We start from the raw sequence: 12,915 nt of genomic DNA, 5'->3' as shown, positions 1-12,915 counted from the left end.
CCCCCCCCCCCCCCCCAAAAAACCCACACTTACAGCCTGAGAAGTGTTTTCCCCGACGCGCATGCCGCCGGGGAAAACGGATCAGAACTGGATTCGCGCCTGCGGGCGCGAACTCTGCGAGGCTTTTTCCGCAAGCTGACGCCCTGGACTAAGCAGGCCGGGGCGCATTTTCGTGCGCGGTGGGATTCATTCCCGCAGAGGGCAGAGGCGCGGGACGATTCAAATTCCGCGGCGGTGGACCTCCGCCCCCAGCTTGAGATAGAAGGCGGAGAGAATGGCATCAATGCGCTGGACACACTCCGGGTCCTCCAGCGTGTCGTCCTCCAGGATGTCCCGGATGGCCCGCAGGGTCTCCAGCGCGGCGCTGTCCATGGCGGCGAGGAGCTGCGCCGGGGTCAGATGGCTCACAAAATCCCACACCACACCGCCCAGGGCGGCACAGCAGATCCCCTGGTCAACATCACCGATGGCGTCCCAAATGCTGGCCGGGTAATCGCGGTAATCACGATTCATTGCGGGTGCCCTCCTCTATCTCACAGTGGTCAAGGGCATATTCCAGGAATATGCCCACAAGCTCGTTTCGGCTCCGCCCGGTTTGGGCGGCAATGAGATCCATGCGGGAGACGATATCCTCACGGATGCGGACAGAGAAGGTGCGGCACCCATCCTCTCCCTTCAAGGGTTTCTGACGGATGCGCAGGATATCTCTCTCCATGGACTCACCTTCTTTCTCACATATTTTATAGCAGGAGAATCTTTCCATCAATGTTAAATGGAGTGTGAGAACGGCGGTATCAAACCAATGACGGCGGATGGTGGCATCAGTATAACAGATTTCTGGTGAAACTATGACATCAGGCAGATGTCATAGTTCGGTGCTGGCGGGACAAGGCTGGGTTTTCAGCACAGGGGCGGCCCCAGGAAGCGCCCTCAAAGCCTTCCCCCCACAGGGGGGAAGGTGTCACGGCGTATGCCGTGACGGATGAGGGGTCTTCCTTCCATCCCACCGTCTCCGCCTCCAAGGGATTCCGCCCTGCGGGGCGGCTTACTTTGCCCCCGGCGGCAAAGCGCCGCCGGGTGACGCTCCCGGCGGGACCACGGCTCCACATGCGTTCCGCCTGAGTCCCGCAGTCCGCTTTCCTCCGGCCCCCCGATATGGGAGACGCGGGCCCTTGGGCATGGCGCCCGCGTCCGGCGCGGGTGGTGGACCACACCCAATCCCCCCGTTTGTGCTGCCGCCGCGGGTGTGTTGAATTGGCGGGCATACCCCACGAGGGGATCGCGCCTGTCCTGGCAGAATAGGGGCGGCCGGTGGGAGACCGGCGGGCGCACGATGTGCGCCCCTACGCAAAGACCGAAGACATCCCGCAGGGGCGGCTTCCAGCCGCCCCCAAAGCCTTCCCCCCGGAGGGGGGAAGGTGGCACGGCGTATGCTGTGACGGATGAGGGGGCTTCCTTCCGCCCGCTTCGCATCTATGAGGCGGGCGGGTCTGGGACCCGCCCCTACGCAGGAACTGGGGCCACTCACGGGGGACGGCGGGCGCACGATGTGCGCCCCTACGCAGGCAATGGGAGAAGATTGCACCCCGTAGGGTCCGATGCCCCCATCGGGACACAGAAAGCGCCCTGTCCCATAGGGGACAGGGCGCTGATGGTGGAAAAAGGCCGTTCACCGCTCCTCGCGGAAGTAGTTCAGGCCCAGGGCGGCGGGCTGTCCGCTGCCCTCCCGCTTGCGGATGGAGGTGACCACCAGCACGATAGCGGTGATCAGGAAGGGGAGGGCCTTGAAGAGGTGGGAGGGGATGCTGTTGAGCCAGCCCAGAGCGTCCGGGAATGCGCCGGCCAGAGAGCCGGAGTAGATCTGAAGGGTGTTGAAGAAGCCAAAGACCAGGGTGCCCAGGATGGCATACAGGGGGTTCCAGTTGGCGAAGATGACCAGGGCGATGGCGATCCAGCCGTAGCCGTTGATCCAGCAGTTGGAGCCCTCGAAGGAGCCGCCCATGTTCAGTGCCATATAGAAGCCGCCCAGCCCCATGATGCCGGAGCCCAGGATCAGGTGGACGTACTTATACAGCAGGATGTTGACGCCCACCGAGTCGGCAGCGCCGGGGTTCTCCCCCACGGAGCGCAGGCGCAGGCCGGTCTTGGTGCAGGTGAGGTACCACCACACCGCCGCCGCCACCAGGATGCCCAGATAGACCAGGATGTTGTGGGAAAACAGGGCCTTGCCCACCACCGGGATGGAGGAGAGCAGGGGGATCTCCCGGGCGGAGAAGCCGCTGACCAGGGCGTCGGCGCTTGTCATGACGGGCCAGCGGTCCCCCAGGCCCTTGCCGATGAAGAAGTAGAGGCCCAGGCCGAAGGTGGTGATGGTCAGGCCGGTGACGTTCTGGTTGGCCTGGAGGGAGACGGTGAGCAGGGCAAACAGGGCCCCGCACAGGCCGGCGGCCAGGAAGGAGACCAGCAGGCCCACCAGCAGGCTGTTGGCCATACAGCCTGCCAGGTAGCCGAAGATGGCGCCGATGGCCATGGTGCCCTCCACGCCCAGGTTCAGGCTGCCAGCCTTCTCGGTGACGATCTCGCCCACTGTGCCGTAGAGCAGGGGGATGTTCACCAGCACGATGTTGAACAGGAAGAGGGTCAATACGTCGATGGATGCGTTCATTTGGACACCTCCTTGGGGGCTGCGGCGCGCCGCGCCAGACGGAAGCGGGTGAAGAAGTCCGCGGCCAGGACGGCGAACAGGATGATGCCCTGGATCAGGTCCGCGAAGTTGGCGTCGATGGAGGAATAGGTGGTGCTGGCAGCCTGACAGCCGAACTGGAGCACTGTGATGAGCAGGGCGGTGATGACGATGCCCACCGTGTTCAGCTTGGCCAGCCAAGCCACCACGATGCCGGTCCAGCCCACATCGTTGGTGACGGAGGTGGACAGGGTGCCGGCGGAGGAGACATAGAAGGCGCCGGCCAGGCCGATGAGGGCAGCGGACAGGAAGATGGTGCGCACCACGATCCGCCCCACCTTCATGCCCGCATAGCGGGCGGTGTTGGGGCTGTCCCCCACCACGGCGATCTCATAGCCGTGCTTGGTGTACTTCAGATAGCCGAAGAGGAGCACGCACAGGACGATGGCGATGATCAGGGACAGGTTCAGGTTGAAGGGGCCCAGGGGGAAGGTGATCATGTCCGCGTTGTCGGGGAAGCCGGCGAACTTGGGCCGGGCGGAATCGGGGTCCAGGAAGAAGTTCCAGCCAGCCTTGGTCTCCCCCAGGAACTGGAGGAGATAGAGGGCGATGTAGTTGAGCATCAGGGTGAGCAGGGTCTCGTTGGTGTTGTAGCGCACCTTCAGCAGGGCCACGATCAGGCCGTACAGGCCGCCGCCCAGGATGCCGCACAGGGCCATGACCAGCACCACCAGGGGCTGGGGCAGGACCGGGCCCAGCTTGTGGGCGGCCGCGGAGGCACAGATGGCGCCCATGATGAACTGCCCCTCTCCGCCGATGTTCCAGAAGCGCATCCGGAAGGCCAGCGACAGGGCCAGGGAGGTGATGAGCAGGGGGACAAAGAGCTTGACGAAGTTCTCCACGATGCGCCAGGGGAATTTGTTGCCCGGGATGCCCATGGTCACCATCTTCTGGTAGAAGGTGAGGGGGTCCACATCCATGGAGGAGAGGAGGGCCGCGCCGATGAGCAGGGCGATGACCACCGCCGCCACATAGGCCAGGGCCTGGCGGACGGGGCTGGACGACTCCCGCTTGACCACGCGGAAGAGCGGTTCTTTCCGGTTCATTGGTCCACCTCCTCGATCAGAGTGTCCCGGGCAATGCCCGCGGGCTTGTCCTCATACTTGCGGGTCAGGTCCAGGGCGCCGGTCATCATCAGGCCCAGCTCCTCCTTGGTGACCTTGTGGGCGTGGACTACGCCCATCACTCTGCCGTGGCAGAGGACCATGATCTTGTCGCACAGGGCCATCATCACGTCCAGGTCCTCGCCCACGAACAGGATGCCCACGCCGGACTTCTTCTGCTCGTTGAGAATGTGGTAAATAGCGTAGGAAGAGTTGATGTCCAGGCCGCGGACAGGATAGGCGGTGACGATGACGTTGGGGCCGGCCTTGATCTCGCGGCCCAGCAGCACCTTTTGCACGTTGCCGCCGGACAGGCGGCGCACCGGGGTCTCGGTGGAGGGGGTGACCACCTCCAGCTCCTGGATGACGTGTTCCGCCTCCGCCCGGCCCCGCTTCCGGTCCACAAAGATGCCCCTGCCGTCGCTGTATGTTTTCAGCAGCATGTTGTCCGTGATGGACAGGGAGGGGGCCAGGCCCATGCCCAGCCGGTCCTCCGGGATGAAAGACATGGAGATGCCCTTGTCCAGGATCGCCTTGGGGGAGAGGCCCACGATGTTCTCCCCCTTGTGGATCATCTGGCCGCCCTCGATGGGCCGCAGGCCGGCGATGGCCTCACACAGCTCCTTCTGGCCGCAGCCCGCGATGCCGGCCACGCCCAGGATCTCACCGCCCCGGATATAGAAGTTCACCCGGTCGATGGCCACGGCACCCTCGTCGCTGCGGATGGTCAGGTCCCGGATCTCCAGCAGGGGGCGGGTCTTTTCCACCACGGGGCGCTCGATGTTCAGGTCCACCTTGTGGCCCACCATGAACTCGGTGAGCTGCTGCTCATCGGTCTGGGCGGTGTCTACGGTGGTGATGTACTCCCCCTTGCGGAGGATGGAGACCCGGTCGGAGATCTCCAGCACCTCGTTGAGCTTGTGGGTGATGATGATGATGGCGTGGCCCTCCGCCTTCATGCGGCGGAGCACGTCGAAGAGCTTGGCTGTCTCCTGGACGGTAAGGACGGCGGTGGGCTCGTCCAGGATGATGACCTTGGCCCCGTAGTAGAGCACCTTGATGATCTCCAGGGTCTGCTTCTCCGACACCGCCATATTGTACACCTTTTTCCGGGGGTCGATGTCAAAGCCGAACTTCCGGGCCATCTCCTGGATGACGGCGTACCGGTCCTTCTTCAGAATGGGGCCGGACTTCTCATCCCCCAGCCAGATGTTATCCGCGGCGGAAAAAATGTCCACCAGCTTGAAGTGCTGGTGCACCATGCCGATGCCCAGCCGCTTGGCGTCCTCGGGGGAATTGATGACCGCCTGCCGGCCGTTGACCAGGATGGTGCCGCTGTCCGGCTTGTAGATTCCGGACAGCATGTTCATCAGGGTGGTCTTGCCCGAGCCGTTCTCACCCAGCAGGGCCAGGATCTCCCCCTGTCTGACGTTCAGCTCCACATCCCTGTTGGCCACCACGCTGCCGAAGGTCTTGGTGATGCCCTTCATTTCGATGGCGTATTCTGTTGGCATGGCGTTCTCCCCTTTTCTCATTATCCTTGGGGACCGGCGGTCCCCTGCGGCCCTCCGCCGCCTTTGGCTGCTCCTCCCCGGTCCGGAGGCGGGTCCGGACCGGGGAGCAGGAGCCAAAAGGCCGGGGGGGGGGGGGGGCGGGGGGGGGGGGGGGGGGGGGCGGCCGGCGGGGGATGCCGGCCGGCCCGGTTCAGGGTCTGCGCTGTGTCTGACGGGGGGAGGGGACTCAGCCCTCCACCACGCCGGCCACGTTGTAGTTCATGCCGCTCTTGATGACGTCGTCGGTCACGCTGGCGCCGCCGGCGGGCACGATCTCGGGGTTGGCCATCTCCACGACCTCGCCGTCCTTCAGCTCATAGCCGTCGGACATCAGGGGGGCATCCACCTGCTCCACAGCGGCGGTGCCGGCCTCGGCGTCCACGGTGATGTTCAGCTTCACGCCGGAGAACACGTCCCACTCGCCGCTGTCGATCAGCTCACGCACGGCCTCCATGGCGGCGGCGGTGCCGGGGGCAGCCACCAGCTCGTTCAGGGTGGAGGCGTCCACGAAGCCCTCGGACAGGCCGGCGTAGTAGGCGTTGCCGCCCATCTCGGTGACAAAGTTCTCGGCGCCGCCGCAGGTCATAGCGGTCTCGATGGCGGCCTGATAGTACACATCCCAGTGCCAGATGGCGGCAGTGAGGTGGGCGTTGGGGGCCTGCTCGGTCATGTCGGAGTTGTAGCCGCAGCCGAACACGTTGTTCTCGGCGGCCACCAGCTGGGGCTGGGCGGAATCGCAGTGCTGGCCGATGACGCAGCAGTCATAGGTGTCGATCAGGGCCTGGGCAGCCTGGCGCTCCAGGTTCTCGTCGCCCCAGGTGGAGATCTTGTTCACATGGACCACGGCGTCGGGGTTGACGGCCTGCACGCCCAGGGCGAAGGCGTTGATGCCGGAGCAGGTCTCGGCATACTCCCGGTTGTAGGCGGCCACGTAGCCGATGGAGTTGTTGCCCATCTCCAGGCTCTTCAGGCCGGCGGCCACGCCGGTGAGGTAGCGGGCCTGATAGATGCGACCGAAGTAGTTGTTGAAGTTGGTGTCATTGCCCATGTAGCCGGTGGCGTGGGAGAAGATGATCTCGGGGTACTCCTCCGCCTTGTCATTCATGGCGTCGATGTAGCCGAAGGAGATGCCGAAGATGATATTGGCGCCCTGACCGGCCAGGGTGTCGATGGCGTTGGAGACGGCGGTGTAATCCTCCGCCACGTTGTCCACGATGAGCAGCTGGCTGGCGGGGTCCAGGCCCAGGTTCTCCATAGCCTTGGTGATGCCGCTGTGGTGCTGGAAGGTGTAGCCGGCGGTGTCGTTCTGACCGTTGATGTAGATGGCGCCCACCTTGAAGTCGGCGGTGTCAGCGGGGGTGCTGGAGGCGGCCGGAGCAGAGCTGGTGCCGGCGGGGGTGCTGGTGCCGGCGGAGCTGGAGCTGCCGCCGCCGCAGGCGGCCAGGGACAGCGTCATGGCGGCGGCCATGACAAAGGCAAGAAGCTTCTTCATGAATGTGTTTTCCTCCTTAAAAGATCATGTGCAGGAGCCGGACGGGTCCCGCACAAATATATTAAAACCGGGCGAGCCGGTTTTAATCGAAGGGCGATTCAATTCTGGGGACGGCGGGCTCAGTCCACGAACTCCACGCCGGTCTCCTCATTCATGGACTTGACGCGGGCCAGGGACTCCAGCCGGATGCCTCGGGCGCGGATCATGTCGCCGCCGGGCTGGAAGGCTTTCTCGATGACGATGCCGGCCCCTACCAGAGTGGCGCCGGCGTCCTCCACCAGCTTGGACAGGCCCATCAGGGCGGCGCCGTTGGCCAGAAAGTCATCGATGATGAGCACCCGGTCGCCGGGGCCCAGGAACTCCTTGGCCACGATGATGTCATAGACCCGGCCGTGGGTGAAGGACTCCACCTTGGCGGTGTAGACCTCGCCGGCGATGTTCTTGGTCTGGCTTTTCTTGGCGAAGATCACCGGGCAGTCGAAGTATTGGGCCGTGATGCAGGCGATGCCGATGCCGGAAGCCTCGATGGTGAGGATCTTGTTGATCTGGCAGTCCGCGAAGCGGCGCTTAAACTCCCTGCCGATCTCGGCGAAGAGCTTGATGTCCATCTGGTGGTTCAGGAAGCTGTCCACCTTCAGCACGTCGGTCCCCTTTACCTTGCCGTCCCGGCGAATACGCTCTTTCAAAAGCTCCATAGCTTGTCCCATCCCTCTTTTTCAAGTTCCGATACAGATTCATTTTATCGAAAAAAGAAGGGTCCCGCAACGATTTCTTTCATTTTTTCGACCGGCGATTTCCACAAAAAGATGGAGCGAAAAATGAGGAAATCAATCGAAGTGCTGAAGCGTGCCGGCGAGACCAGAGGAGATGAGCCGATCGGCCAGGCGGGCCAGCGCCTCCTCTGCCTGAGGAAAGCCCTGAAGGGCCCAGGAGCGGGCCATGCCCACCGCCCCGGCGATGACGAACTCCAGACAGTAGTTGGGGCCGTCCAGACTGCCCAGGGGGTAGATGCCCTGCCACTCCCGCAGGCAGCGGGCATAGATCATGGCGTCCAGCCGGCGGAAGAAGTCGCCCTCCCCCCATGCGCCCATCAGGGCCAGGCACAGCTGGCTGTTGCTCCGCACGAAGCGGAACACGTCCACCAGGATGGGGGTCAGCTCGTCCCGGAGCAGGTGGGGCGGATAGGCATCCAGCAGCCGCCCCAGCTCGTCGAAGAGCTCGTTTTCCACCTGTTCCAGCATGTGGTAGATGTTTTGATAGTGGCTGTAAAAGGTCCCGCGGTTCACATCGGCCCGCTCAGTCAGCTCCCGGACAGTGATCTCCTCCACCGGCTTTTCCTGGAGCAGCTGGATCAGGGCCTGCCGCAGCTGGGCCTTGGACCTGCGGACCCTCCGGTCCTGGCGCTGTTCCGCCATGGACGCACCTCCCCCGTTTTTCGACACAGAGGACAGAGCCTGTCGGATTTTCCACAGAAGCCGCCCTTTTGCCCATTGCAATCCTCTGTTATCCCCTATTATAATAAAAAATACAAGATATTCAACACCTGTTTTATAACGGACAACAGGAGGGATGACCTATGGCCTATATCTCCCTTCAGCATGTGGGGAAACGGTATCAGATGGGGGAGATCACCATCACCGCAGTGGACGACATCTCCTTTGAGATTGAGAAAGGACAGTTCGCCGTCATCGTGGGGCCCTCCGGTGCGGGCAAGACCACGGTGCTGAACATCCTGGGGGGGATGGACGCCTGTGACAGCGGGGCTATCAGGGTGGACGGCCAGGAGATCAGCGGCTATGGGGCCCGACAGCTCACCACATACCGCCGATATGACATCGGCTTCGTGTTCCAGTTCTACAACCTGGTGCAGAATCTGACGGCCCTGGAAAATGTAGAGCTGGCCGCCCAGATCTGCCGGGACCCCCTGGACGCGGAGGAGGTGCTGCGCCATGTGGGGCTGGGGGAGCGGCTGAACAACTTTCCTGCCCAGCTCTCCGGAGGGGAGCAGCAGCGGGTGGCCATTGCCCGGGCGCTGGCCAAAAACCCCAAGCTGCTGCTGTGCGACGAGCCCACGGGGGCACTGGACTATGTCACCGGCAAGTCTATCCTGAAGCTGCTCCAGGACACCTGCCGCCAGCAGGGCATGACGGTGGTGGTCATCACCCACAACAGCGCCATAGCCCCCATGGCAGACCAGGTGATCCACGTGAAGAACGGGCGGGTGGAGCGCATCGACCACAACGACCGCCCGGTCCCCGTGGAGACCATTGAGTGGTAATGCCTCTACAAAATGCGATTTTGTGAAGAAAAAATACAAAAAGGAGAGGAGGAGAACAGCCCATGTCCCGAAAAAAAGCCCCCAGCCGCCTGCTGACCGACGCGGTCCGGGAGGTTCGGAACACCCGCAGCCGCTTCCTCTCCCTGCTGGTCCTCTCCGCCCTGGCGGTGTGCTTCCTGGCCGGACTGCGGGCCACTGCCCCCGACATGAAGGAGACCGGTGACCTGTATTTTGATCAGCAGCGGCTGATGGACCTGCGGGTGGTCTCCACCCTGGGCCTGACGGAGGAGGATGTGGAGCTGCTGGCCCGGCAGGAGGGGGTGGAGGAAGCCGAGGGGGCCTACACCATCGACGCAGCTGTCCCCCTGAAGGATCAGGAGATGATCGTAAAGGTTCACTCCTTTGCAGAGGAGGGGTCCAACCGCCCCCGGCTGGTAGAGGGGCGGTTGCCCCGGAAAGTGGGGGAGTGCCTGGTGGAGCCCCTGTTTCTGGAGAAGTCGGGCCTGTCCATCGGGGACACCATCCGCCTGGACACCGGGACCGGCGACTTTGAGGACGCCCTGGCCCGGCGGGAATTCACCATCGTGGGAACGGCGGATTCCCCTCTGTATATCTCCGTGGAGCGGGGTTCTTCCTCTCTGGGGACGGGGGCGGTCTCAGCCTTTGTTCTGCTGCCGCAGGCGGCCTTTTCCCTGGACTACTACACCGACGCCTACCTTCGGGCGGAGGGGGCGGAGGAGCTGTTGTGTTACAGTGAGGACTACACCGAGCTGGTGAACAGCCTTTCCGACGCCCTGGAGCCTCTGGCGGAGGAGCGCTCCGCCCTGCGGGGGGAGTCCATCCGGGAAGAGGCCGAGCAGGCCCTGGCGGACGCCCGGCGGGAGCTGTCTGACGGGGAGGCGGAGGTGTCTCAGGAGCTCTCCGAGGGGGAGGCGGAGCTGACGGATGCCCGGCGGGAGCTGGATGACGGCTGGGCGGAGTACTATGACGGGCTGAACACCTTTGAACAGGAGACCGCCGATGCCCAGCGGGAGATCGACGACGGGGAGGCGGAGCTGGCGGACGCTCTGACTGAGCTGCGGGACGGGGAGCAGGAGTACCAGGATGCCCTGCCCGAGCTGGAGGATGCCCGCCGGGAGGTGGCGGACGCCCGGCAGGAGCTGGCGGACGCCCGGGCGGAGCTGGACGAGGGCTGGGCGGAGTACCGCAAGGGGTACGCCAAATATGAATACGGCCTGGCCGCCTACACCGAGGGGATGGCCCAGTATGAGCAGGGGCTGGCGGGCGTGGAGCAGATGCGCGCCGGGGCCCAGCAGGCCCGCCAGGGGGCGGCCCAGGCCCAGCAGGGGGCGGTCCAGGCCCAGCAGGGGGCCGCCCAGGCCGGTGCGGCGGCCCAGCAGTATGCGGCCCAGGCCCAGCAGGCCGCAGCCATGGGAAATCTGCTGCTGGCCCAGCAGCTTCAAGCCCAAGCCCAGCAGTACGAGGCCCAGGCCCAGCAGCTGACGGCTCAGGCTCAGCAGCTCCAGGCCCAGGCGGCCCAGGCCCTGGCCCAGGCGGAGGCACTGGAGGTCCAGGCCGTCCAGGTGGAGGCCCAGCTGTCCGCCGGGCTGCCCCGGCTCCAGTCCAGCGCCCTGGAGCTCAACGCCTCCCTGGGGCTGCTGACCCAGGCCAAGCGGGAACTGGACGACGGGGAGGCGGAGTACGCCGACGGCGCGGCCCGGCTGGCGGATGGGGAGCAGGAGCTCGCCGACGGGGAACGAGAGCTGGCGGATGCCAGGCAGGAGCTGGACGAGGGCTGGCAGGAGTACCGGGACGGCCAGGCGGAACTGGCGGACGCCCGGGAGACCCTGGAGCGGGAGTCGGAGGACGGCCGGGCGGAGCTGGCGGATGCCCTGACTGAGCTGCAGAACGGCGAGGCGGAGTATGCCGACGGCCTGGCCGACTATGAGGAGGGGAAGGCGGAGGCGGAGCAGGAGCTGGCGGACGCCCGCAAGGAGCTGGAGCAGGCCCGGCGGGACCTGGATGCCTTGGAGGACTGCTCCTGGTATCTCCTGGGACGGGGCACCAACACCGGCTACGCCAGCTACGAGATGGATGCCGACCGGATGGGCAGTCTGGCGGCGGTGTTCCCCCTGATCTTCTTCCTGGTGGCCGCCCTGGTGTGCCTGACCACCATGACCCGGATGGTGGAGGAGCAGCGGATCACCATCGGCGGGATGAAGGCCCTGGGCTACTCCAAGGGGGCCATCGCGGTGAAATATGTGGGCTACGGCTTCCTGGCCAGCGCGGCGGGGGCGGCCCTGGGGCTGGCAGTGGGGCTGACCCTGCTGCCCTGGATCATCTGCAACGCCTGGGCCATCCTCTACACAGTGGGGGAGATCCAGTACGGCTTTTACCCCGCTACCTCCCTGCTGGCCTGCGGGGCCGCGGTGGGGACGGTGACCCTCTCCGCCCTGGCGGCCTGCTTCTCCACCCTGGCAGCGGTGCCGGCGGAGCTGATGCGGCCCAAGGCACCCCCCATGGGCAAGCGCATCCTGCTGGAGCGGATCGCCCCCCTGTGGCGGCGGCTGTCCTTCAACTACAAGATCACCCTGCGCAACCTGTTCCGCTATCAGCGCCGCTTCTGGATGACGGTGGTGGGCATCGGCGGCTGCGCGGCCCTGATCGTCACCGCCTTCGGCCTGCGGGGCTCCATTTTCGACGTGATGGACAGGCAGTACGACGAGATCTACCGCTATACCGCCCAGATCGGGCTGGTGGACCGAGTGACCCCCGGCGAGCTGGCGGAGGTGACCGGGGCGCTGGAGCGGTCCGAGCTGGTGAGCGGATGGCTGGTGAGCCGCTCGGAGACGGCCTCCGCCGAGACGGAGCGGTACACGGTGGACTGCACGGTGGAAGTGGTGCCCAGCCAGGAGGCGCTGGCCCCCTTCGTCTCCCTGCGCCACCGGACGGACAGCGTGCCGGTGCTCCTGCCTGACGACGGAGTGGTCCTGACGGAGAAGCTGGCCTCCCTGCTGGGGGTGTCGGCGGGGGACACCTTCACTCTGGACGGGGACAGCCGGGTCCAGGTACGGGTGGCGGATGTCACGGAGCACTATATCATGCACTATGTCTACATGACCGACGCCTACTACCAGACCCTGTATGGCCAGCCGCCGGAGGAGAACCAGGTGCTGGCGGCCTACCCCGCTGAAGGGGCGGAGGCCCTGGACGCGGAGCTGGTGGGGCTGGACGGCGTCACCACCCTGTCCCAGGTGGCGGCCACCCGGGAGGTCTTCACCTCCAGTCTGGAGAGCGTGGACTACGCCGTGGTCCTCATCATCGTGTGCGCCGCGGCCCTGGCCTTTGTGGTGCTCTACAACCTGACCAACATCAACATCACCGAGCGGATGCGGGAGCTGGCCACCCTGAAGGTGCTGGGCTTCTACGACGGCGAGCTGTCCGCCTATATCTACCGGGAGAACGTGATCCTCACGGTGTTCGGCGTGGCCCTGGGGATGGGGATGGGGAAGCTGCTCCACCAGTGGCTGGTGCTGACAGTGGAGATCGACCTGCTCATGTTCGGGCGGACACTGGCCCTGTCCAGCTATCTCTACGCCGGGGTACTCACCGCCGTCTTCTCCCTGGTGGTCAATCTGGCGGCCCACCGAAAGCTGAAAAAGCTGGATATGGTGGAGTCGCTGAAGACAGTGGAATGAACAGCAGCAGGGGGGGGGGGGGGGGGGGCGGGGGGGGGGGCGGGGGGG

10 protein-coding genes are annotated in these 12,915 nt (G+C 64.9%); 2 read left to right on the top strand and 8 right to left on the bottom strand.

All coding sequences use genetic code 11. The annotated features are described in order from the left end of the window. Positions 1-219: 219 nt before the first annotated feature. The 8 genes from NE584_RS17775 to NE584_RS17740 all read right to left on the bottom strand — a co-directional run bounded on the left by NE584_RS17775 (position 220) and on the right by NE584_RS17740 (position 8,306). Entirely contained in the window at positions 220-513 is a 294-nt protein-coding gene (locus tag NE584_RS17775; RefSeq protein ID WP_050623145.1) for a hypothetical protein, read from the bottom strand. After that, complete coding sequence (locus NE584_RS17770) at positions 503-715, bottom strand: hypothetical protein (protein ID WP_050623146.1); 213 nt, start codon at positions 713-715, stop codon at positions 503-505. Before NE584_RS17770 ends, NE584_RS17775 begins: the two co-directional genes overlap by 11 nt. A gap of 954 nt (positions 716-1,669) precedes the next feature. Beyond that, complete coding sequence (locus tag NE584_RS17765) at positions 1,670-2,665, bottom strand: ABC transporter permease (protein ID WP_050623147.1); 996 nt, start codon at positions 2,663-2,665, stop codon at positions 1,670-1,672. Further along, positions 2,662-3,789 (bottom strand): ABC transporter permease, encoded by a 1,128-nt coding sequence (locus NE584_RS17760; RefSeq protein ID WP_256183376.1) that lies wholly within the window; start codon positions 3,787-3,789, stop codon positions 2,662-2,664. The genes NE584_RS17765 and NE584_RS17760 overlap by 4 nt, the downstream gene beginning before the upstream one ends. Then, complete coding sequence (locus tag NE584_RS17755) at positions 3,786-5,360, bottom strand: ABC transporter ATP-binding protein (protein WP_108981545.1); 1,575 nt, start codon at positions 5,358-5,360, stop codon at positions 3,786-3,788. Before NE584_RS17755 ends, NE584_RS17760 begins: the two co-directional genes overlap by 4 nt. A 226-nt stretch (positions 5,361-5,586) precedes the next feature. Then, positions 5,587-6,891 (bottom strand): BMP family ABC transporter substrate-binding protein, encoded by a 1,305-nt coding sequence (locus NE584_RS17750; RefSeq protein ID WP_050623149.1) that lies wholly within the window; start codon positions 6,889-6,891, stop codon positions 5,587-5,589. A 119-nt stretch (positions 6,892-7,010) separates the two neighbouring features. Beyond that, positions 7,011-7,586: a xanthine phosphoribosyltransferase gene (locus NE584_RS17745; RefSeq protein ID WP_050623150.1), complete on the bottom strand. Its 576-nt coding sequence runs from the start codon at positions 7,584-7,586 to the stop codon at positions 7,011-7,013. 132 nt (positions 7,587-7,718) lie between these two features. Then, the gene (locus NE584_RS17740; protein ID WP_256183375.1) at positions 7,719-8,306 is read right to left on the bottom strand and encodes a TetR/AcrR family transcriptional regulator; all 588 of its coding nucleotides are present in this window, start codon (positions 8,304-8,306) and stop codon (positions 7,719-7,721) included. Between the two features lie 161 nt (positions 8,307-8,467). On the opposite strand from NE584_RS17740, the gene NE584_RS17735 reads away from it, so the two are divergent. Next, positions 8,468-9,169: an ABC transporter ATP-binding protein gene (locus NE584_RS17735; RefSeq protein WP_050623152.1), complete on the top strand. Its 702-nt coding sequence runs from the start codon at positions 8,468-8,470 to the stop codon at positions 9,167-9,169. A 62-nt stretch (positions 9,170-9,231) separates the two neighbouring features. Beyond that, the gene (locus NE584_RS17730; protein ID WP_256183374.1) at positions 9,232-12,867 is read left to right on the top strand and encodes an FtsX-like permease family protein; all 3,636 of its coding nucleotides are present in this window, start codon (positions 9,232-9,234) and stop codon (positions 12,865-12,867) included. The last annotated feature ends 48 nt before the right edge of the window (positions 12,868-12,915 follow it).

This window comes from Clostridium sp. DFI.5.61, assembly GCF_024462915.1.
In the GTDB taxonomy this organism is placed as follows: domain Bacteria; phylum Bacillota; class Clostridia; order Oscillospirales; family Oscillospiraceae; genus Lawsonibacter; species Lawsonibacter asaccharolyticus.
The sequence above is the reverse complement of the archived record's forward strand: the minus strand, read 5'-3'. Positions and strand labels throughout refer to the sequence as shown.